23 protein-coding genes are annotated in these 22090 nt (G+C 35.0%); 14 read left to right on the forward strand and 9 right to left on the reverse strand.

Annotated features, from left to right (window positions below; translation table 11 throughout):
- Positions 1-2: 2 nt before the first annotated feature.
- The 3 genes from Q0358_RS00330 to selA are packed head-to-tail and all read right to left on the reverse strand — an operon-like array spanning position 3 to position 4210.
- Positions 3-1010, reverse strand: a complete 1008-nt coding sequence (locus tag Q0358_RS00330) for a nitrogen fixation protein NifS (protein ID WP_299545828.1) — start codon at positions 1008-1010, stop codon at positions 3-5.
- A gap of 9 nt (positions 1011-1019) precedes the next feature.
- Positions 1020-2837: a selenocysteine-specific translation elongation factor gene (gene selB / locus Q0358_RS00335; protein ID WP_299545830.1), complete on the reverse strand. Its 1818-nt coding sequence runs from the start codon at positions 2835-2837 to the stop codon at positions 1020-1022.
- Entirely contained in the window at positions 2825-4210 is a 1386-nt protein-coding gene (selA, locus tag Q0358_RS00340) for an L-seryl-tRNA(Sec) selenium transferase (protein ID WP_299545832.1), read from the reverse strand. Before selA ends, selB begins: the two co-directional genes overlap by 13 nt.
- Before the next feature lie 105 nt (positions 4211-4315).
- On the opposite strand from selA, the gene Q0358_RS00345 reads away from it, so the two are divergent.
- Positions 4316-4732 (forward strand): universal stress protein, encoded by a 417-nt coding sequence (locus Q0358_RS00345; protein WP_299545834.1) that lies wholly within the window; start codon positions 4316-4318, stop codon positions 4730-4732.
- A gap of 21 nt (positions 4733-4753) precedes the next feature.
- Here the strand turns inward: Q0358_RS00345 and leuB are convergent, their stop codons facing one another.
- The 3 genes from leuB to Q0358_RS00360 are packed head-to-tail and all read right to left on the reverse strand — an operon-like array spanning position 4754 to position 6545.
- Positions 4754-5821 (reverse strand): 3-isopropylmalate dehydrogenase, encoded by a 1068-nt coding sequence (gene leuB, locus Q0358_RS00350; RefSeq protein WP_299545836.1) that lies wholly within the window; start codon positions 5819-5821, stop codon positions 4754-4756.
- On the reverse strand, positions 5808-6320 hold the full coding sequence (locus tag Q0358_RS00355; protein ID WP_299545838.1) for a 3-isopropylmalate dehydratase small subunit: 513 nt from the start codon (positions 6318-6320) through the stop codon (positions 5808-5810). The genes leuB and Q0358_RS00355 overlap by 14 nt, the downstream gene beginning before the upstream one ends.
- Before the next feature lie 9 nt (positions 6321-6329).
- A complete protein-coding gene (locus Q0358_RS00360) occupies positions 6330-6545 on the reverse strand; it encodes a hypothetical protein (protein WP_299545840.1) in 216 nt (71 codons plus the stop codon).
- A gap of 155 nt (positions 6546-6700) precedes the next feature.
- On the opposite strand from Q0358_RS00360, the gene Q0358_RS00365 reads away from it, so the two are divergent.
- The 5 genes from Q0358_RS00365 to Q0358_RS00385 are packed head-to-tail and all read left to right on the forward strand — an operon-like array spanning position 6701 to position 10232.
- The gene (locus Q0358_RS00365; protein WP_299545842.1) at positions 6701-7504 is read left to right on the forward strand and encodes a TOBE domain-containing protein; all 804 of its coding nucleotides are present in this window, start codon (positions 6701-6703) and stop codon (positions 7502-7504) included.
- Between the two features lie 9 nt (positions 7505-7513).
- Complete coding sequence (gene modA / locus Q0358_RS00370; RefSeq protein WP_299545844.1) at positions 7514-8278, forward strand: molybdate ABC transporter substrate-binding protein; 765 nt, start codon at positions 7514-7516, stop codon at positions 8276-8278.
- Complete coding sequence (locus tag Q0358_RS00375; RefSeq protein ID WP_299545846.1) at positions 8271-8678, forward strand: molybdate ABC transporter; 408 nt, start codon at positions 8271-8273, stop codon at positions 8676-8678. Before modA ends, Q0358_RS00375 begins: the two co-directional genes overlap by 8 nt.
- Complete coding sequence (modB, locus tag Q0358_RS00380) at positions 8668-9339, forward strand: molybdate ABC transporter permease subunit (RefSeq protein WP_299545848.1); 672 nt, start codon at positions 8668-8670, stop codon at positions 9337-9339. Before Q0358_RS00375 ends, modB begins: the two co-directional genes overlap by 11 nt.
- Positions 9336-10232 carry an ATP-binding cassette domain-containing protein gene (locus tag Q0358_RS00385; RefSeq protein ID WP_299545850.1) on the forward strand — a complete coding sequence of 299 codons (897 nt, stop codon included), beginning with the start codon at positions 9336-9338 and terminating at the stop codon, positions 10230-10232. Before modB ends, Q0358_RS00385 begins: the two co-directional genes overlap by 4 nt.
- Here Q0358_RS00385 and Q0358_RS00390 read toward each other — a convergent pair whose 3' ends face one another.
- Positions 10233-11264 (reverse strand): SLAC1 anion channel family protein, encoded by a 1032-nt coding sequence (locus Q0358_RS00390; protein WP_299545852.1) that lies wholly within the window; start codon positions 11262-11264, stop codon positions 10233-10235.
- A 134-nt stretch (positions 11265-11398) separates the two neighbouring features.
- Between Q0358_RS00390 and Q0358_RS00395 the strand changes: the two genes are divergently transcribed.
- The 8 genes from Q0358_RS00395 to Q0358_RS00430 all read left to right on the forward strand — a co-directional run bounded on the left by Q0358_RS00395 (position 11399) and on the right by Q0358_RS00430 (position 19973).
- Positions 11399-13459, forward strand: coding sequence for a methyl-accepting chemotaxis protein (locus Q0358_RS00395; RefSeq protein WP_299545854.1), 2061 nt, complete (start codon positions 11399-11401; stop codon positions 13457-13459).
- A gap of 144 nt (positions 13460-13603) precedes the next feature.
- Positions 13604-14668, forward strand: a complete 1065-nt coding sequence (locus Q0358_RS00400) for a quinone-dependent dihydroorotate dehydrogenase (RefSeq protein ID WP_299545856.1) — start codon at positions 13604-13606, stop codon at positions 14666-14668.
- Between the two features lie 59 nt (positions 14669-14727).
- Positions 14728-15996 (forward strand): pitrilysin family protein, encoded by a 1269-nt coding sequence (locus tag Q0358_RS00405; RefSeq protein ID WP_299545858.1) that lies wholly within the window; start codon positions 14728-14730, stop codon positions 15994-15996.
- Positions 15997-16004: 8 nt separating this feature from the next.
- The gene (gene dapA / locus Q0358_RS00410) at positions 16005-16901 is read left to right on the forward strand and encodes a 4-hydroxy-tetrahydrodipicolinate synthase (RefSeq protein ID WP_299545860.1); all 897 of its coding nucleotides are present in this window, start codon (positions 16005-16007) and stop codon (positions 16899-16901) included.
- Entirely contained in the window at positions 16901-17680 is a 780-nt protein-coding gene (locus Q0358_RS00415) for an enoyl-ACP reductase (RefSeq protein WP_299545862.1), read from the forward strand. Before dapA ends, Q0358_RS00415 begins: the two co-directional genes overlap by 1 nt.
- A gap of 4 nt (positions 17681-17684) precedes the next feature.
- Positions 17685-18224, forward strand: coding sequence for a CDP-diacylglycerol--glycerol-3-phosphate 3-phosphatidyltransferase (gene pgsA / locus Q0358_RS00420; RefSeq protein WP_299545983.1), 540 nt, complete (start codon positions 17685-17687; stop codon positions 18222-18224).
- On the forward strand, positions 18225-19295 hold the full coding sequence (rseP, locus tag Q0358_RS00425) for an RIP metalloprotease RseP (RefSeq protein ID WP_299545864.1): 1071 nt from the start codon (positions 18225-18227) through the stop codon (positions 19293-19295). It abuts the gene before it with no gap.
- 9 nt (positions 19296-19304) lie between these two features.
- Entirely contained in the window at positions 19305-19973 is a 669-nt protein-coding gene (locus Q0358_RS00430; RefSeq protein WP_299545866.1) for a YggS family pyridoxal phosphate-dependent enzyme, read from the forward strand.
- Positions 19974-19991: 18 nt separating this feature from the next.
- Here Q0358_RS00430 and trpA read toward each other — a convergent pair whose 3' ends face one another.
- Positions 19992-20777: a tryptophan synthase subunit alpha gene (gene trpA / locus Q0358_RS00435; protein WP_299545868.1), complete on the reverse strand. Its 786-nt coding sequence runs from the start codon at positions 20775-20777 to the stop codon at positions 19992-19994.
- Positions 20777-22042 (reverse strand): tryptophan synthase subunit beta, encoded by a 1266-nt coding sequence (trpB, locus tag Q0358_RS00440; protein ID WP_299545870.1) that lies wholly within the window; start codon positions 22040-22042, stop codon positions 20777-20779. Before trpB ends, trpA begins: the two co-directional genes overlap by 1 nt.
- Positions 22043-22090: the final 48 nt, after the last annotated feature.

The raw sequence follows: 22090 nt of genomic DNA on the forward strand, positions 1-22090 counted from the left end.
CTTTATGATTGAAGTTTTAGAAGTTGAATATATTTTTGTGCGATTTTCTGTGCAATTTGCGGGATAAGACTAGGAGAAATTTCTAAAAAGCTAAGACTAATTAGCTCCCTTGCTTGCTCTTCTTGGTATCCCATAAGGCGCAAAACAAAAGAGGGTTGGTTAAAGCCAAAAAGACATTCTTGTCCATTAATAATATGGATTCCATCAAAGATTAAAGATTGAATTAAATTTCTAGCTTTTATACCTTTTAGCCCTAAGCATAGCGTGTTTTTTGGAGTTTGATAAAAGCAGTAGCATTGTTCTTTTAGAGTTGCTTGCAAGCAGTGAAAAAAGCTTAGTGATAAATCCTGTGTGTTTGCATTTTTCTTTAAAATTGCTTCTTTAAAAGTTGCATAGAGATTTTGAATCTCTAAATAAATACTAGGGATTCCATAAAAGCTTGCATTGTTAGAAGTTAGGATGCCAAATGGGCGCATTAGTCCTAAGTTTTCTCCATTTAAAAGAAACAAGTCTGCGTTTGGCAAAGGGAGATTTAAAGGGATTGTATAGCTAATGTCTATGATTTTTAAGACATTTTCAGGCAGGCATTCTAAGGGATTTTGCGTCAAAATGTCTTCGTTGATATGTGGGAGTATGAAGCAATCTGCGCCTTCATTTCTAGCTTTTTGGATTTGTTCTTGCGTAATGTATCCTAATGTAGAATCTGGAAGCAAAGGGATGATATTGCTTTCTTCTAAAAGTAAATAGGCTTGATAAAGCAGATTGTGAGAGCTTAGAGCAAGAGCAATTTTATAATGCTTAGATAAAGAGTGCAAAAGAAAATAAAAAGATTCCACACTAAAGCTAAAAGGGCGCGCAATTTGAGCGTTTAAAAGGGTGCAAAGAGCTTTGTTTTCTTGGCGGATTTGTTGAGTTTGTGTGGGTGTTATGGCTTGATAGTTTGGATAATGTGCTAAGAGTTTTGCATTTAATGTGGGGTTTAGTTCTGGGTTTTGGAGTCTATCTAGCATTAAGATTCCTTATTTAAATGTGCGTTTGCCATTGTGATTTTCTATATCGTTAAAGCTATCTAAATAATCCAAATAGCTGATAAGATATTTGCGACTAAGATTAAAATGAGATTTAAAGTTATTTAAGTCCAAATAGCCTTCTTGTTTGATAATTTCGCGCATTGTGTTTAAAAGTGTGGTTAAATGCTCTGTTGCAATAAAAAGCTTATGGCTTAGGCGTAGAATCTTTTTTTCTTTTGTTAAGCGTTTAAAAATCATATCACCATTTTTCCTATCAATATCTAAGCTATCATAGAGATTGTAAGGCGCAATGGGTTCGTAACCTTGTGCGTGTAATGTGTTATAAATTGTGGTGTAAAGATAGTTTTCAATGCTTTTTGTCTCTTGTAAAGAGTTGCTTGGAGAAACAAAAAAAGATTCCACCTTATGCAGTGTTTTTTGTTCTAAGAGTTCTTCTAGGACATCTTGTGCAAATTCTTCAGCAATGAAGCTTTGTTTCTGGCTTAAAAGTGCAGCACTTAAGAGAGCATTTGGGTTTTTGGTGAGAATTTTTGCAATCACTTCTTTAACAAGTGTTCTAGCACTTTTTGGATAGGCAATAAGTTCTTTAGTGCAAACAAAACAATGTGGAATCTCTCTTGCAATTTCTATGGCTTTGTTTTGTGAGATTCTAAAGCGTTGTATTGCGCTAATTAGTCCAAAGCCTTTTTTATGGGCTTTTAAAAGAATTTCAAATGCGCCTTTTAAATTTTGATTGCTTAAGTGTTCTAAATATTGCAGTTTTTGAGATTTTTTCATCGGATCTATAATGGGGCTTAAAACTCTCCCACCGCCTAGTGTTTGATTATCATCACGCAGAATAAAGCGTTCATTAAAGATGCTAAAAAGTGGAATCTTGGTTTTTAGTGTGGCAAACTTAGAGTCTAAAAATAACACCCGAGCAGTCGTGCGTAATGCTCCTAAGTAAAGCATAACTTCGCTATTATGTTGAAGTTCTTTGAAACATTCTAATTCTACTTCAATTTTATCAAATCCACGCAAATAGCCCTTTTTTGTGAGCAAATCACCGCGTTTTAGTTGATTGTGAGAAATACCGCTAAGATTAATCGCTACACGTGCACCATTATAAGCAATCTCTGTATTTTCTCCGTGGCTTTGGAGATTTTTAATGCCAAGACTCTGTTCTAATTGTGCGTGCCAAATTTTATCTTGCACGCTTAAATTGCCATCTATTAGCGTTCCACTTACGACACAACCTGAACCTTTAATGCTAAAAGAACGATCAATATAGTAACGAAAAAATCCTAAATCTTCGCGCTTGGATTTAGAGAGTGAAAACAGCGTGTTTTTAAGTGTTGCAATGCTATCTTTATCATAGATTGAAGTATTTAAGCAGTGAAATGTTAAGTCTTTAAAGTTAGAAAAAAGATCGGCAATTTCTCTTTGTCGTGTTTGCAAAAGAGAGTTTTCTACTAAATCACATTTGCTTAAAACAACAATAAAGTCCTTAATGCCTAGTAAATACGCAATTCTTAAATGCTCTAGAGTTTGTGGCATAATTCCTTCATTTGCAGCAATAACAAGAAGCGCGTAATCAATCCCAAATGCTCCTGCAATCATATTTTTGACTAATTTTTCGTGTCCGGGGACATCAATAAAAGCAATGTTTTTATCACCTTGTGTAAGGTTTGAAAAACTTAAATCAAGAGTGATTCCGCGTTCTTTTTCGCTTTGTGTGCTATCTCCCCAAAAGCCATTAAGTGCTGCAATTAAGCTTGTTTTTCCGTGATCAATATGTCCAATTGTGCCAAGGATTAAATTTTGCATTGCATTTCCTTAAGTAATGTGTTAAAGGTTTTTGCGATTTGCTCCAAATCGCCTTTTAAAAGTGCGCGCACATCTAAAATTAAAGCAGAATTTTCCAAGCGTGCAATGATCCCATTTGAGCGTAAATATTTTTCTAGTTTGCTTTCGTTGAGATTTAAGGATTCTAAATCTTTTGCAAAGATTGCCACACCAAAGGATTCTAAATAATGGCTTGGCATAGCTCCTCCACCGCTATAACTTTTTGTTGCAATGACTTTTGGAGAAAAACAAGATGGAATCCCTTTTGCCAAATCTTGCGCTAAAGATTGCAAGGATTCTTTATCTCTTAAGAGCATTTGTGCAGTTGGAATGGCTTTTGTGTTCCCTTTTAAATAAGCACTAAGTGTTGCTTCAAGGGCTGCAATGGTGAATTTATCCACACGCAACATTCTTAAGAGTTGATTTTCCTTTAGCTTATTAATAAATCTTTTCTTGCCAAAGATAATCCCAGCCTGCGCTCCGCCTAAAAGCTTATCTCCACTAAAGCTAACAAGACTTGGATTGAGCTTAGAGATTTCTTCTAATGAAGGCTCAAAGCCCTTAAATATGGAATCTAAAACGCTAAAATAGCCACTGCCTAAATCATAATAATCAATTAAATGATGTTCTTTTGCAAGTGCTACAAGCTCTTTAAACTCCACTTCTTTACTAAATCCTGTAATGGCATAGTTAGATTTGTGCGCTTTAAAAAGCATTGCACTATTTTCGTTAATGGCTTCTTTGTAATCTTTTAGATGGGTTTTGTTTGTTGTGCCAACTTCGTGTAAAATCGCCCCAGAATCCTCCATAACACGCGGAATCCTAAAGCTTCCACCAATCTCTATTAGCTCTCCGCGAGAGAGAATAACTTCTTTATCTTTTGCAAAGGTGTTTAAGATTAAAAACACAGCTGCAGCATTGTTATTTACAACTAACACATCTTCAGCATTTAAAAGTGCTTTAAAAAGTCCTTGTAAATGAATATAACGCTCTCCTCTTTGTCCTTGTTGCAAAGTATATTCTAGGTTATTATAGTGAGTTAAAAGGGGCTTGATTTCTTCTAAAATTTCTTCTGAAAACACACTGCGTCCTAAGTTTGTATGCACGACAATCCCTGTGGCATTAACGAGAGGTTTTAGGGATTTTTGTGTAGCGTTTTGATACATTAGTGCAATGTGTTGCGTGCAAGACTCAAAATCTAGCAAATCTCCTCCCTTTAATAATTCTTTGCGATAGGCATCTAAAAACTCTAAAGTTAGGGATTTTAAAAGATTTATATTTGGTTGATCAAGCCTTAAAGTTAGAGCATTTAAAAGCTTGTCTGTTTTGGGGATCTTCTGTAAAAGGGTTTGCATTCTAACTCTTTTGGTGGTTTTAGTTAAGTAAGCTTACTAAAAACTTACTTTATTTTCTGTGAAATTTGTTATAATCCTTTGGATTTTAAAGTGTAAGGACAACTAATGAAAAAGATTCTATTTGCCGTTGATGCAACGCCATCTTGCCAAAAGGCAGCACAATTTGTTGTGGATTTTTTTGGAGATAGAGAAGATTGCGCAATTAGTATTATCCATGTAAAAACTCCTATTATGCTTTATGGAGAAGCAGCACTTGCGGCTTATGAAGAGATTGAGAAAAAAGAAAATGCAGAGAGCGATAAACTCTTAGAAGATTTTAGTGCGATTTTTACTAATAAGGGTGTTAATGTTAGTCAAAAGTTGTTAGAAGGAGAAGCTGTTACTGAAGTGTTAAATTATGCAAAAGACTTTGATTTGCTAGTTATTGGACAGAGTGAGGAAAGCTTTTGGAATAAGATTTTTTCATCTAATCAAAATGACTTTTCAGAAAAATCTCCAATTCCAATTTTGATTGTTAAATAATTTAGAATCCAAAATTGGATTCTAAATTTCTATTCTTTCTGCAATCACATTTCCCATACGCTCGCAACTACACACTTCTTTTGCGCCATAGTTTGCAATGTCTTTTGTGCGGAATCCTTCTTTTAAAGCATTTTCAATTGCATTTTCAATCGCTTGTGCGGCTTTAGTTTGCCCTAGAGAATAGCGTAAAAGCATTGCTGCACTAGCAATGGTTGCAATAGGATTTGCAATACCTTGCCCTGCAATATCAGGCGCACTTCCATGAATTGGTTCATAAATCGCTGCTTTTGCGCCAATAGAAGCACTAGGGAGCAATCCAATAGAACCACTTAACATACTTGCTTCATCACTTAAAATATCTCCAAAAAGATTGCCTGTTAAAATCACATCAAACTGCTTAGGGTTTCTAATAAGCTGCATTGCTGCATTATCCACATACATATGGCTTAACTCTACATCAGGATATTCTTTTGCGACTTCACTGACAACTTCACGCCATAATTGACTAACATCAAGCACATTTGCCTTATCTACTGAGCAAACTTTCTGCTTGCGTTTTCTAGCAGCTACAAAAGCAGTGTGAGCGATACGCTTAACTTCATCGACGCTATATACCATTGTATTAAAGCCTCTATCCTTATCGCGCCCCTTTGGAGTGCCAAAATAAATTCCACCTATTAACTCACGCACAACTAAAATATCCACTCCGCTAATTACTTCACTCTTTAGCGTGCTGGCTTCTACTAACTCATCATAAACTTTAGCAGGACGGAAGTTTGCAAAAACTTCTAAGCTTTTTCTTAAATGTAATAATCCACTCTCTGGGCGCAATTCTCTTGGAAGATTGTCCCATTTTTCACCGCCAATTGCGCCAAAAAGTGTTGCATCTGCTTTTAAGCAACCTTCAATGGTTTCCTGTGGCAAGGGAGAGCCTGTTAAGTCATAAGCGATTCCGCCCATTAAAAAATCTTCAAATTCTAAGTTAAAATGGAATTTTTCTGCTGTAATTTTTAAGACTTTTAAAGCTTCATTAACAATCTCTGGTCCGATTCCATCACCCTTGATGATGGCAATTTTATAAGTTTGCATTTGTTGATCCTAACGCGTTTTTTGCATAAGAGATTAATCCGCCACTTTCTAAAAGATTTAACATAAAAGGTGGAATCGCATTAAAGGTGTAATGGCAGTTTTGTGTGTGGTTTTTAATTACGCCTTCTTGTAAAGAAATCTCTAAGACATCACCTTCATTAATGGAATTTGCTTCTTTGACTTCTAAGATAGGTAAGCCTGTATTAAAGGCATTGCGATAAAAAATGCGTGCATAGCTTTTTGCAATCACTGCACTAATACCTGCTGCTTTAATTGCCACAGGAGCGTGTTCTCTACTAGAGCCACAGCCAAAATTTTCTCCAGCAACAATCACATCTCCTTTTGTAATGGAATTTACAAACTCATTTCTTGCATCCTCCATAAGATGAGATGCTAAAACTGCGGAATCTGTTGTGTTTAAATAGCGTGCAGCAATGATTAAATCCGTGTCTATATTATCCCCAAATTTCCAAGCTTTCGCATTTTTAATCACTTGCATTTTTTCTCCTTAATCCTTATAAACTTCAAGTTTTACACCATTCCAATACCAATCTTTACTAAAAAGCATTTTCTTGCAAGATTCTGGAACTTTTAAGAAAAACACTCTTTGTGCATCTATATCCTTTGAAATTAGAGCATGTTCAATTCCTAAGATTAAGTTTTCTGGTGAAACTTTTACATTTTCTACCAAAATATCGCGTGTTTCTTGATTGATAATTGTCATTTTATCTCCTTGTATAAGGAGTTATTATAACAAAATTAAAACTTTATTTTAAATAAAAATTAAGATTATTGAAAATAATCTTAGAATTGACAAATCGTTATATATTAAAATATAATTTGACTCGTTTTCTCAAAATTTTTGTTGTGGAGGGAAGTGTGCAAGTTCAAGGACGCATTTGGATTAAAGAACAGGATAAAAACTTCTTAGGACATGGAAAGATTGAACTGTTAGAGCGCATTGCAAAAAGTGGTTCAATTTCTAAAGCAGCAAAAGAAATGAGAATGAGTTATAAAGCAGCTTGGGATAGCATTGATTTAATGAATAAAGTTGCAAGCGAACCCCTTGTGATGCGTGTAACAGGTGGCAAGGGTGGCGGTGGAACTCAAGTTACACAAAAAGGCTTAGAAGCAATTAGGATTTTTCGTGAAATGGAGAGAATTTCACAAGAACTTTATGCACTTTTTGAGAATGATTTGCACGCTTGGGATTCTATGCTAAATCAAACAAAAGAATCTATTGATTCAATAAGGAGAAATGTAATGTTAAAAACAAGTGCTAGAAATCAATTCCAAGGTGAGATTGTAGCAATTAAAGAAGGTGCAGTTAATGCGGAAGTTACTTTAAATGTGCAAGATAGAATCCAAATTGTAAGCACAATTACCTTACATTCTTTAAAAGAGCTAGATTTAAAGGTTGGAATGCAAGCTTATGTGCTAATCAAGGCAAATTGGATTGTAGTTTTCACACAAGAGCCTAAAGGAATTTCTTTGCGAAATTGTATTTGTGGAGACATCAGTGAACTTAAAAATGGTGCAGTTAATGCAGAAGTCAATATCAATAGCAATGGTGTGCAATTAAGCGCGATTGTAACAGAAGATTCTAAAGAGAATTTAGCATTAAAAGTTGGTCAAAAAGTGTGGTTTGGCTTTAAAGCAAACAATGTTATTTTAGGAATTTAAGGAGAAAAAATGTTAAGCACAATCAAAAAAGTAATTGTTGTTGGGATTTGTGGGGCTATCTTTAGTCTTAGTGCGCAAGCAGAAGAAATTAAAGTGCTAGCAGCGGCATCATTAAAATATGTGTTAGAAGAGATTAAAACAGATTTTTTAGCAAACAAAAAGGGTGATAAGATTGAGATTTCCTATATTTCAAGCGGTAAGGCGTATGCACAGATTAAAAACGGCTCACCTACACATTTATTTGTAGCAGCAGATGTAAGTTATCCTGCAAAACTTTATGAAGAAAAACTTGCTCCAAGCAAAGAAGAAATTTATGCAAAGGGAAAATTGGTGCTTTGGAGCAATGATGAAAACTTTAAGATTAAAGAATTTAACGATATTTTAAATGATAAAATCACGCATATCGCAATTCCAAACCCTAAAGTTGCTCCTTATGGTAGGGCTTCAGTAGAAGCATTAGAAGCAACAAAAATGCTTCAAAAAGTGCAAGAAAAATTTGTAACAGGAGAGAGCATAGGTGCTGCAACAACTTATGTGGAATCTAAAAATGCAGAAGTTGGGTTTACTGCTTTATCAATGCTAGGAGAAAGCGGGATTAACACACCTACAATGAGTTTTGTGGCTATTGATGAGAAGTTTTATAAACCTATTGAACAAGCACTTGTTATTACAAACTATGGCAAGGACTCTAAGCTTGCTAAAGATTTTAAAGAATATATTTTAAGTAAAAATGCCAAAGAAAAATTTATAAAGTTTGGTTATAGTGTTGAATAAGCTTCAAGGGATTCTCACGCACTTTAGAGCGCAAGATGGTATTTTGCGCCTTAGTGTGTGCATAAGTGAATCTAAAAATATGGAATCGCAAATCTTAAATATGCTTTTACTAGAAGATCCCACATTTTTAGAACCATTTTTGCAAAAAACTTTAGAAGTTGGCTTTAAAGAGAGCAGTGTAATTGTGGGCTTAGAATTAAAAGGCTTGCATAATGTGTTTAAATCTAAGGTTTTAAAGATAGAAACAGACACACTTTTTGCAAGATTGACTTTAGAGACATTGATAAATCCTATTACTGCTCTATGTCCGCTTGATTTTATTGCGAAAAATGCTTTAAAAAAAGGCGATTTGATAGAGTGGCATATCCCTGAAAATGCTGTAATGTTTTATGCAAATTGAAAGTTTTTTAATCACAATGCTTTTAACGCTGAAGGTTGCGTTAATCACTACGCTTGTGTTGCTGATTCTTGCAATCCCTCTTTCGTATTTTTTAGCCTTTAATAAAAGTAAAATCACACCGATTTTAGAAGCAATTGTTTCAATGCCTTTGGTTCTTCCACCTAGTGTTTTGGGATTTTATTTGCTTATTGCTTTTAGTCCTCAAAGCGTTTTGGGGAGATTTTTTTTAGAAGTGTTCAATTTAAAACTTGTTTTTAGTTTTGAAGGATTAATTATAGGTTCTGTAATTTTCTCTCTCCCTTTTATGGTTAATCCTATTCAAGCTGGATTTTCTGCATTGCCTAAATCGCTTTTTGAGGCAGCTATAACACTTGGAAAAAGTCGCCTTAGGATTCTTTATTCTATTTTATTGCCAAATATTTCACGCTCTTTGCTTGTTGGAATTGTAGTAACTTTCGCGCATACTATTGGTGAATTTGGTGTGGTAATGATGATTGGTGGGAATATTGAAGGTGTTACGCGTGTAGCAAGTATTGCAATTTATGATGAGGTAGAAGCCTTAAATTACGCATTAGCACATCAATATGCTTTGACTTTATTTGTGATTACTTTTGCGATTTTGCTTTTGACATTTTATTTAAATAAAAGGGGTGTTAAGTGATTGTTTTGGACTTTGAAAAACGCCTTTTAAGTGCGCAAGGAGAGATTACTTTAAAAGTGGATTGTTCTTTAAAGGAGCAAGATTTAATCACGCTTTTTGGTAAAAGTGGGGCAGGAAAAACAACGATTTTACGTATTTTAGCAGGATTGGTTGATCCAGATTTTGGGCGCGTGCAAGTGGGAGACAAAGTGTGGTTTGAGAAAATTAAAGGTGCAAAAAAAACAAAGGTCAATCTCTCGCCACAAAAGCGTTCTATTGGATTTGTCTTTCAAGATTACGCGCTTTTTCCTAATATGAGTGTAGAAGAAAATTTGCACTTTGCTTTACCTAATGGTGCAGATAGGAAAAAAGTTGAAGAACTTTTAGAGATTACAGAGCTACAAGCCCTCTCAAAGCAAAAACCAAATGCCTTAAGTGGAGGGCAACAACAAAGAGTAGCGTTAGCTAGGGCATTAGTTAGAAGTCCTGAAATTTTGCTCTTAGATGAGCCATTTTCTGCATTGGATTTCGTGATGGCACATAAACTTCAAGGAGAATTATTAAAAGTTCATCGCCATTTTCATTTAACAACATTTTTAGTTAGTCATAATTTTAGTGAAGTGTTTTCTCTCTCAAATTTTGTATTATGTATTGAAAAGGGAAACATACAAAAACAAGGAACTCCAAATGCAGTCTTTTTAGAGAGTTTGCCAAGCGGGAAATTTCGCCATAGTGGTGTTGTGTTAGAAATTAAAAAAAGTGGCTTGGTGTATATTTTAAATGTGTTAATTGGCAATGAAATCGCACAAATCACCGCACAAGAAGAAGAGGTGGCGGATTTAAAAAGCGGAGATTGTATAATGTTATCTTCAAAAGCGTGGAATCCAGTTTTAACAAAAATCAAAAATCTTTAATTATTCTTCTAAAACGCAAATTTCGCGTTTTTGAATCGCTATTAAAGTGCGAAAAGATACAATGCAAACAATGATTGTGGTTAATATAATCCCAAAGATTCCTAAAAACGCATAGAATTTAGAGTGAGAGATTGCATAAAGTTCTAATGCACAAAGCGTAAAAGCTGCTGTTGGAAAAGTAAAAGCCCACCAAGAAAGTGCGAATTTAATGCACCTAAATACCCCAAACATACTCACCATTAATAGCATAAAAAAAAGCGCGATACTAAAACTTGCACTTGCGATTCCATAAAGTGTTTGTAGTTGTGAAAAATGTCCAAAAAGCATAAGAATATCAAGGGAAAATACACTAGGTGGTGCAATGAAAATAAATAGAGTTGGTAAAAATTTCTGTGGTAAGTTTTCACCAAAGACTAAACGAATTAACAAAGCAGCATTAAGTAAAATCCAAAAAAAGCTTCCCATACCAAAATAAAAAATCAAAATCTCAAAAGGAATCACATAGCTTTGTGTGTTAAATTGCATTCCAGCAAGAGGCACAATAAGATTTCCAACAATTGGAATAAACCACGCAGGATTTGCCATTTTTTGTTGCATTTCATTAATAAACCAAAAACGCACAACATATAAACTAAAAATAAGTTGCAACAAAGCTCCTAAATAAAAAAGTGTTATTCCAAAACTTTTTGGGATAAAAGGTAAAAGTAGCATTAAAACAATAAGAACAGACACAGAAGTTGCCGCAAAAAAATTAATACGCACAGGGTGTTTTAGCTCCTTTTTAAAGGCGTTTGGATATTTTAAAATCTTTAGCACATAGAGTAATGCAACCACACAAAAAAGAAAAGCACTAAGAGCAACAAGAGCGATTAATAGTCCGTTTAATTGTGTGAGATTAAAAACTTTAATGGATTTACTAGCAACAAGAGATAATCCACCAACTCCCATAATACTAGCAAAAAACATAATAGGAAAGTGCATAAGCCAACTTTGGTTAGTATTTGTTTGATATTTTGTATTTTGTGATTCCATAGTGTTTCCTTCAATTAAATTTTAGGAGTGAAAGTATATTCTCAAAGATAAAGGGTGATCTGTGATTAAATTACAATGAATACAAACAAAATATGATAAAATTAAGAAGACTTGTTTTTTGGAAGGATTTATGTATGGTAGGGGTTTTACAAATGTTATCAAAAATCAATGATATTAATTTGAAGGCAAAGATTATCATTGCAGGCTTTGCAGTGGCATTTGTGGGTTTAGCTATGGTCGTATTTTTGGTAGGTGATAGAAATTTTGATTTTGCTAAAAGCACAACAACAAACTACGCACAAGCAATCTTAAAAGATCAAGCAAGAATTATTGAAAAGCGTGTGGATTTAGGATTTGAAAATGCACAAAATATCGCCACACTTGCAACAGAAAGTTTAAAGACATTAAGAAATTCTAACACAACGCGTTTGTGTGATTATCAATGTGCGACAATGTTGCAAGGTTATTTAAATGCAACTCTTGCGCAAAACACGCTGTATAAATCTGCATTTGTGCATTTTTTTAATGGTGAGACATATGTAAGCAAAGATGCACAGTCGCTCTTGCAAATTTCAGATAAAGAATTAAATGCGCTTTTTAAAGATGGCAAAACTCAAGCAATTTTTATCCCAAGTGTGAAGCCGAAACCTAAAGATAGTGCAGACAAAACGCCCGTGTATGCACCTGTTTATTTATTAAGTAAAATCACCTATAATTCTCAAACTCTAGGAGTAAGTGGAATCGCATTTGATATGCAAGGGCTTGGAGAGTCAATTAAAAAGGTGAAAATCTTAAAGAGTGGTTTTATTGTATTGCTTTCTCAAGATAGTGTGGTGTTACACCATAAGTTTTTCCATGTCTTTAATCGCAAAATGGAGCAAGTAGATAAAAGTGCAGATATGCATTTAACAGAAGTGTTAAGGGGAAAGGAGGCTGTGTTTGAGCGCATTAGCCCTAACACAAATGCTCCTATTACAACGATTATGGAGCCTTTAAAACTTGGTAGAGATGGAATCCACTGGGCTGTGTTTGCAAATATCCCATTAGATGAAATGCTGCAAACTGCTAAGGATAATCGTAATTTTGCAGCGATGATTTCTTTGGTTGTTCTTTTGATTATTTGCGCTGTAATGTTTCTTGTTGGACATATTATTTCTAAACATTTAAATAATATTAAAAGCGGTTTGCAAGGATTTTTTGATTATCTAAATAATAAACAAGAAAGTTTTGAAAATATTATCATTGATCATCGTGATGAACTTGGAGTTATGGGAGAGATGATTAATCAAAACGCAAAAAGTATTAAAGATGGTTTAGAACAAGATCAAGTTGCAATTAAAGAGTCTCTTGAGACGGTGGCAAGAATAGAACAAGGGGATTTAAGTGTGCGGATTAACGCAATGCCAAATAATCCAAAGCTAATTGAATTAAAAAATGTGTTGAATATGATGCTAGACTCATTACAGCAACACATTGGGACAAATTTAAGCGAGATTGCAGATGTGCATAAAGCATTTTCAGAGTTAGATTTCACGCAATCCCTTAAAGATCCAAAAGGAGATGTAGAAATTATCACAAATAAACTAGGTGCAGAGATCTCGAAAATGTTGCGCTTTAGTGCAGAATGTTCTAATACATTAAATGCAAAAAGCAATGCTTTAATGAATCTTTTAAATGACTTAGCAGAGAAATCTAACACGCAAACGCATTCTTTGCAAGAGGGTTCACAAACTATCGCACAAATTGCACAAGATATGCAAGATAGCAATGCGATGATTAAAGAAGTTGCAAAACAAAGTGATGAGATTAAAAATATTTTAAAAATTATCCAAGATATTGCCGATCAAACAAATTTATTAGCATTAAATGCAGCTATTGAAGCAGCAAGAGCAGGAGAACACGGAAGAGGCTTTGCTGTTGTTGCAGATGAAGTTAGAAAACTAGCTGAACGCACAGGGAAAAGCTTAAGTGAGATTGAAGCATACACAAATACACTTGTGCAATCTATCAATCAAACAGGAGAAAATATTAACAAGCAAGCAAGCGCAATGAATGCAATTACGCAGTCAATTCATGCAGTAGAAGAAATTACAGATCAGAATAATGCAATAGCAACAGAAGTAAGTCTTATTGGGCAAGATGTTGCAAAACTTGCTGATGAAATTTTAGAAGATGTTAATAAGAAAAAATACTAAACTTCCATAAAAAAGGATTCCAACTCTCCTATAACTTGAAGGGTTAGAATCCTTGTGTTTTTGTGAAAAAATTTTTATCTTTTTATGGTAGCTTTATTAAAAAATGCTACAATTTTGAGTTTTTAAATTAAATCCGAGGTAGAAATGCTGCATTATCAAAATTTACGCCAACTTATTTTTCGTTTTGAACCAGAAGTTGCGCATAATCTTGTAGAATTTGCTTGTGCATTTGCTCCAAAGATTCCGGCTTTACTCCCTTATCTCTCCAAAAAATTTTGTTTTTATCATCCTTTTTTAGAGCAAGAAATTGATGGAATGCATTTTTATAATCCAGTAGGACTTGCAGCGGGATTTGATAAAAACGCTAAAATGTTGGAATCGCTTTGTGCGTTGGGTTTTTCACATTTAGAATTGGGAGCGGTAACACCTTTGGCGCAAAATGGAAATGAAAAACCTAGGCTTTGGCGACATATTAATGAGGAGTCTATTCAAAATGCAATGGGATTTAATAATGATGGCGCAAATGCGGTGAGTATGCGCTTGGATAAATCTTATCCTTTTGTTTTGCCGCTTGGAATTAATATTGGTAAAAACAAACTTACTTCTGAAGAGAACGCAATCAAAGACTACACGGATCTTGCTAAGATTTTTGCAGAAAATACAGATTATTTAAGTGTAAATATTTCTTCTCCAAATACTCCAAATTTGCGTGATTTGCAAAATGAAGCATTTATTAAGGAGCTTTTTAACGCATTATGTGCGATTTATAAAAAGCCTATTTATTTAAAGATTGCCCCTGATTTAAATTTAGAGAGTGCGGTAAGTTTGGTGGAGTGTGCCATAGATTCTGGGGCAAAGGGCATTATTGCTACAAATACAACGCTAGATTATTCTCTTGTCGCAAATCCGAAAGAAAAAGGTGGAATCTCTGGTAAAGTTTTAGCTCCAAAAAGCCGTGAAATGTTGCAACAAATTGCTAAAACCCTAAAGGCAAAAAAGCGCAAAACAACTCTCATTAGCGTTGGCGGAATTGCAAATGCAAAAGAAGCGTATGAACGCATCAGGATTGGGGCAAATCTCGTGCAAATCTTTAGTGCAATGATATTTGAAGGTCCAAGCATCGTCAATCAAATCAATAAAAATTTAAAAGAATATTTACAACGCGATGGATTTAATCATATTAGTGAAGCTGTGGGTGTGGATTTATGAAAATGTTGCGGATTATTTTTGTAATTTTTTGTGTAAAAATATTTTTTGCAGGAGTTTTAATGGCTGAAAGTTCAGTGAAGTCTGTGCTTCCAAAGCATTATAAAAGTGTCTTAAAAAATGGCTTAGAAGTAGTGATTATTCCTTTAAAAAACCAAAGTGGCGTGATTACAACAGATGTGTTTTATAAGGTGGGCAGTCGCAATGAAGTGATGGGTAAAAGTGGCATTGCTCATATGTTAGAGCATTTAAATTTTAAATCTACAAAACATCTAAAAGCGGGAGAATTTGATAAAATCATCAAAAGCTTTGGTGGGACTACAAATGCTTCTACTGGTTTTGATTACACACATTATTATATTAAATCTAGTACGCAAAATTTAGAAAAATCTCTGAGTCTTTTTGCAGAGCTTATGCAAAATCTTAGCTTAAAGGATGATGAATTTCAGCCTGAACGCAATGTTGTTGCAGAAGAAAGATTATGGCGAACAGATAATAATCCTATGGGATATTTGTATTTTAGGCTTTTTAATACAGCTTTTGTGTATCACCCTTATCATTGGACACCTATCGGCTTTATGGAAGATATTAAAAATTGGAGCATTGAAGATATAAAAGAGTTTCATAGTGTTTATTATCAACCTAAAAATGCTGCGATTGTCATTGCTGGTGACGTCAATGAAGAAGAAGCATTAAAAATGGTTAAAAAGCATTTTGAGAAAATCAAAAATACAAAAGAGATTCCACAATCTGTTTATATGCAAGAACCAAAGCAAGATGGAGAAAGACGTGCAAAAATCCACCGTCAAAGTGAAATTGAAGTCCTAGCACTTGGCTATAAAATCCCACCTTTTAATCATAAAGATCAAATTGCCCTAAGTGCATTAAGTGAGATTTTAAGTGGTGGAAAAAGTAGTCAGCTTGTGCGTGAAATCGTAGATAAAAAGCGATTGGCAGCAGAAGTGTATGCATATAATATGGATTTGGTTGATACAGGATTGTTTGTTTTTATGGGGATTGCAAATAACGGAGTGAAGTTAGAGAGCCTAGAAAAAGCGATTTTACAAGAGATTGAGAAACTAAAGCAGGGAAAAATTACAGAAAAAGATTTGCAAAAAGTCAAAACAAATATGCGTGCTAGCTTTTTATATGATTTAGAATCTAGTAGCGGTGTGGCAAATCTTTTTGGAAGCTATATTGCGCGTGGTGATTTAGAAAGTTTATTGCATTTTGAAGAGGCCTTTGAAAAACTTTCTTTAAAAGATGTTATAGAAGTAGCACAAAAGTATTTTATACAAGATAATGCAACACTTTTAACGCTAACAAAATAAGGAAATCTATGCAGGTAAAAAACCCAGTTGAAGGCGCGATGACGGCGTTGGTAACGCCTTTTAAAAATGGAAATTTGGATTTAGAAAGTTATGCAAGTTTAATAGAGCGTCAAATGCGCTATGGGATTGATGCTTTGATTCCTGTTGGAACAACAGGAGAGAGTGCAACATTGAGCCATAAAGAACACAAAGAGTGCATTGAAGTTGCTGTGAGCGTATGTAAAAACAAGGCTAAGGTTTTAGCAGGGGCTGGAAGTAACTCAACTAGGGAAGCCATAGAGCTTGCAAAATTTGCTCAAAATTGTGGTGCAGATGCAATTTTATGTGTAACGCCTTATTATAATAAGCCCACTCAAGAAGGATTGTTTCAACATTATAAAGCCGTTGCAAATGCTGTCGAGATTCCATTAATGTTATATAATGTCCCTGGGCGCACAGGAGTTAATTTAGAAAGTGCGACGATTTTGCGTCTTTTTAAAGAAGTGCCAAATATTTATGGAGTTAAAGAAGCAAGCGGAAGCATTGAAAAAGTTATTGATTTAAATGTGCAAGAGAAAAGTTTATGTATTGTAAGCGGTGAAGATGCAATTAATTATCCTATTCTTGGCTGTGGCGGTAGAGGCGTAATTTCTGTAACTTCTAATCTTTTGCCAAATAAAATTGCAGAGCTTACACATGCGCTTTTAAACGATCAAGATTATATTGTTGCAAAGCGTTTAAACAATGAGCTTTATACAATTAATAAAGCACTTTTTGTAGAGAGCAATCCAATCCCCATTAAAGCAGTGATGTATTTAAGCGGACTTTTAAAGACTTTAGAATACCGCTTGCCATTAGTGTCCCCAAGCTCACAAAATATGCAACTTTTAGAAGAAATCTTAAAACAATACGAGGTAGTTAAGTAATGGAAAATTTTAAAGGAAAAACATTAGTTATCAGTGGTGCGACAAGAGGAATTGGCAAGGCAATCTTATATCGTTTTGCGCAAAGTGGCGTAAATATCGCCTTTACTTATAACAAAAACGAAGAGGAAGCTCAAAAGATAATTGTTGATGTGGAATCCAAATATTCTATCAAAGCAAAGGCATACCCACTAAATGTGCTTGAACCTGAAACTTATAAAGATTTGTTTGCAAAGATTGATGAAGATTTTGATCGGGTGGATTTTTTTATTAGCAATGCGATTATTTATGGTAAAAGCGTTGTTGGTGGGTTTGCTCCTTTTATGCGTTTAAAGCCAAAAGGCTTAAATAATATTTATACAGCAACGGTTCTTGCCTTTGTCGTTGGTGCGCAAGAAGCCGCTAAAAGAATGCAAAAGGTAGGTGGTGGGAGCATTATTTCTCTAAGCTCAACAGGCAATTTAGTGTATATGCCAAACTATGCAGGACATGGAAATTCTAAAAATGCAGTAGAAACAATGGTGAAATATGCGGCAATGGAGTTAGGAGAGTTTAATATCCGTGTTAATGCTGTAAGTGGCGGTCCTATTGATACAGACGCACTAAAAGCCTTCCCTGATTATGCTGAGATTAAGGCTACCGTGGAATCACAAAGCCCACTTAATCGTATGGGGCAACCTAGCGATATTGCTGGGGCTTGTTTGTTCTTATGTGATAACAATTCTAGTGCTTGGCTAACAGGACAAACAATCGTCATTGATGGTGGAACAAGCTTCAAATAAGTCTATGCTAAAATCTCTGCCGAATTTTCTAACTTTTTTGCGTATTTTTTTAGCATTTTTATTGCTCGCATTAATACTTTATGGGGATTGGATTTTACCTCCCCCTATTCATCCAAGCTGGATTAATTATTTTGCGTGCTTGATTTTTTGTGTGGCAAGCATTACGGATTTTTTTGATGGATTTATTGCGCGCACCTTTAATGTTGGAAGTGTTTTTGGAGAGATTTTTGATCCCTTAGCAGATAAGCTTTTAATGCTAGCAGCCCTGCTTGGATTATTGATTTTAAAAAGAGCTGATGTTTGGGCTGTTTTTTTGATTTTAAGTAGAGAGTTTTTTATTACCGGTTTACGTGTGGTTGCAGCAAGCAAAGGGGTAAATGTTGCTGCTTCAAACTTAGGAAAATACAAAACAGGATTGCAAATTACTGCGATTGCATTTTTGCTAATGGATTATTCTTTTGGTAATGCTACGCTTTGGCTTGCTGTGATTTTAACGTTATATTCTGGCTATGATTATGTAAAAATGTATGTAAAGGCACGATAAATGGGCTTTATTGGTTCAATTTTAGTTCTTTCTTTTTTGGTTTTTTTTCACGAATTAGGACATTTTCTAGCGGCTAAATTTTTTGGTGTGAAAGTAGAAGCTTTTAGCATAGGGTTTGGAAAGCAACGCTTATGGAAAAAGAAAATTGGTGATACAGAATACTCTTTGCGCCCAATCCCTTTAGGTGGATTTGTGCAATTAAAAGGACAAAGCGATGCAGATCCAAAGTTGCGCAATAACGATTCTGATAGCTTATATGGAATCGCACACTCAAAGCGTTTAGTGATTTTAGCGGCGGGTTCTTTTTTTAATTTACTTCTAGCATTTTTGCTTTTTGTTGCAGTAGGCTGCATTGGTAAAAATGAATTAGCCCCTGTTGTTGGTAAGGTGGAATCTAATATGCCAGCAAGTTTGGCGGGGCTAAAAAGTGGCGATGAGATTGTGGCAATTAATGGTGAAAAAGTTCGCACTTGGAGAGATTTAAGTAGTGTTGTAGCAGAATCTAAAGGCGCACTTAATATTGTATTTTTGCGTGGAAATAGAGAATATGAAACAACAATCACCCCACAATATGGAACTTCTAAAAATCTTTTTGGAGAGAGTATCAAACGCCCTTTGCTTGGGATTGTTGCAAGTGGAGAAGTGCGCGTGGTATCTTATGGTATTTTAGATTCCATCTTTTATGGCTTAAAAGAAACAAAAGAATCTAGCAAGTTAATTTTGCAAAGCATTGAGAAAATGCTTGTAGGTGTTGTGCCTTTAAGTGAAGTAGGTGGCGTAGTGTCTATTGTTAGCATTACAAAAAAAGCAACAGAACTTGGAATTGTAACGCTTTTTACCTTTAGTGCGCTAATTTCAGTGAATCTTGGAATCTTAAATTTACTACCTATCCCCGCATTAGATGGGGGACATATTCTTTTTACACTTTATGAAATGATTAGCAAAAGGATTCCAACGCAAGAAACCATTTATCGTTTAAGTCTTGCTGGATGGATTGTTCTTTTAGGGCTTATGGGACTTGGGCTATATAATGATGTGTTGAGAATTGTTAATGGCACAATGCCGTTTTAAAGGATTGTAATGCAAGTGCGATTAAATCAAAACCTACTTAATGCCATTGAGAGAATTGAAAAAGCAAGAATTGCTGTGGATAGAAGGCGCATTGTGCAATTAGTGGCTGTAAGTAAATATTCTACACAAGAAGAGATTGCCACTTTGTATGCTTGTGGACAAAGAGCGTTTGGAGAAAATAAAGTTCAAGATTTACAACAAAAAGTAAGAACATTAGAGACATTGCCATTAGAATGGCACTTCATAGGCTCTTTGCAGAGTAATAAAATCAATGCATTATTGCAATTAAATCCGTATTTGCTACAAAGTTTGCATTCTTTAGAGCTTGCACAAGCCTTGCAGTTACGCTTAGAAAGAGAAAACAAAAGATTAAAAGCATTAATACAAGTTAATAGTGCTAAAGAAAAAAGCAAAAGCGGATTTATGCCAGAAGCTACATTAGAGATGTATGCAAGAATTCAAGAAGAGTGTAAGAATATAGAGCTTTGCGGACTTATGAGTATTGGGGCGCACACAGAAGATAAGGCGGTGGTGCAAAAAAGTTTTGAACTCACACAGAATCTTTTTTCACAAATTAAAGGAGCAGAAGTGCTTAGTATGGGAATGAGCGGAGATTTTGAACTTGCCATTGCTTGCGGAAGTAATTGTGTGCGTTTAGGAAGCACATTGTTTAAATAAAATATAAGAAGTGCAAGATTATCCTAAAAGGTTTTGTGTGAAGTCTTTTAGGGATTGTGTGATGACTTCAGAGTCTTGCGTATTTTGGCAAAGATTTGTGATGTAGCGCACAAAAGCACTTCCTACAACAACAATAGGAACAACTCCGCGCAAGTTTTGTATTTGCTCTTTATTTTGGATTCCAAATCCCAGTGCAATTGGTTTATTGCAATGTTCTTTAACTAAAGTGATATAATCTAATAAATTTTGATTGATTGTAGTTGTATCGCCTGTTATCCCATTGCGTGCAACGACATAAAGAATCTCACCGCTAGCTTTATTTAAGGCGCATATGCGTTTAGGGGTTGTAAAAGGAGCAATAAGGGCGATGTTTTCAATCCCAAACTTTCTGCTATCTTTAAAAAGATTTTCATCATTTTGCAACGATAAATCTGGGACAATAAGTCCCCAAACACCAACTTCTTTAGCTTTTTGTAAAAATTTCTTCATACCATAACAAAACAAGATATTTCCATAAGTCATAATAATGAGTCTTGTGTGGCAATTGTGTGTCTTTAGTTTTTCTTGTAATTCTGCAATAAAACGGAATCCAAAATCTGTGTTAAAACCATTTTTTAGTGCCACTTCACACGCATTTGCAATAGCGATCCCATCTGCATTTGGATCAGAGAAGGGGAATTGCACTTCTAAATATTCTGCTCCTCCAATAGCGATTCCAACTGCTGCATCTAAGCTTTGTGTAAAAGTTGGAAAACCTGCTACAATATGTCCCATTAATGCAATGTTTTGCGCTGTTTTATCCATTAGTTTTCCTTTTGCATTGTTTGGATTTCTTGGCTTAAAAATGCACTCCAGCGTTCTTTTTGTAGGGTTTTTGCTGTGATAAAAATATCCTTATCTCCACGCCCAGACACATTAATAAGAATCTTTTTGCGCTTAACTTCTTTTGCAATTTTTAAAGCTCCTGCTAATGCGTGGCTAGATTCTAATGCGGCGATAATTCCTTCAGTTTTAGCAAAGAATTGCAAGGCTTCAAGGGCTTCCTTGTCGCTTGCACTAATAAATTGCACGCGCTGCATTTCTTTTAAATGCGCAAGTTGCGGACCAATGCCTGCATAATCAAGTCCGGCTGAAATTGAATAAGTTTCTAATAAATTGCCATAAGAATCACTTAGAAAATAGCTTTTGTAGCCTTGTGCGATTCCAATTTTTGAGCGACTATTGTGCATTCTAATGGCATTATGCTTATCGTCTAATCCGCCAGCTTCTACGGCAATTAGTTCTGTTTTGCTTGTAAGATAATGGCTAAAAAATCCTATTGCATTGCTTCCGCCACCAACGCAAGCAATCATAATATCGGGATCTCCTTTAAAAAAGCGTTGCGTTTGTTTTTTTAATTCTTTGCTAATAATGCTTTGAAATTCACGCACAAGATCGGGATAGGGATAAGGACCAAGTGCGCTTCCTAGCACATAAAAAGTGTTTTTAGAATCTTTGCTCCATTCTCTTAAAGCTTCATTGACGGCATCTTTTAGCGTTTGTGTGCCGCTCTCCACACTCACAACCTTTGCTCCAAGTAGCTCCATATTAAACACATTTGGAAATTGTCGTTTAATATCGCGCGCACCCATAAAAATTGTGCATTTCATTCCAAGTTTTGCACAAGCTGCTGCTGTGGCAAGTCCGTGTTGTCCTGCGCCGGTTTCAGCAATAATGTGTGTTTTTCCCATTTTTTTAGCAAGTAAAACTTGCCCGATGGCATTATTGATTTTGTGCGCACCTGTATTTGCAAGTCCTTCAAATTTTAAATAAATAGAATTTTCTAACAACGCGCTAGCATTTTTCGCATAAATTAGTGGCGTTGGGCGTCCAACAAAGGAGTGATAAAGATCCTTTAATTCAGTTTTGAAAGACTTTGTTTTTAAAAGGGTTGCATAGCAGCTTGTTAATTCTTTAAGCGCAGGATATAAAATTTCAGGAACATATTGTCCGCCAAATGCGTGCATAGAATTTTTTATATTTTTGCCAAAAAAACCTTTTTTGGACTTTAGAAATATTTTTTTCATCATAAGTCTTTGGAGTAAAATAATGCAGATTGTAGCGAAAATTCTGTATAA

It is taken from the genome of uncultured Helicobacter sp., from assembly GCF_937893305.1.
Classification (GTDB): Bacteria; Campylobacterota; Campylobacteria; order Campylobacterales; family Helicobacteraceae; genus Helicobacter_D.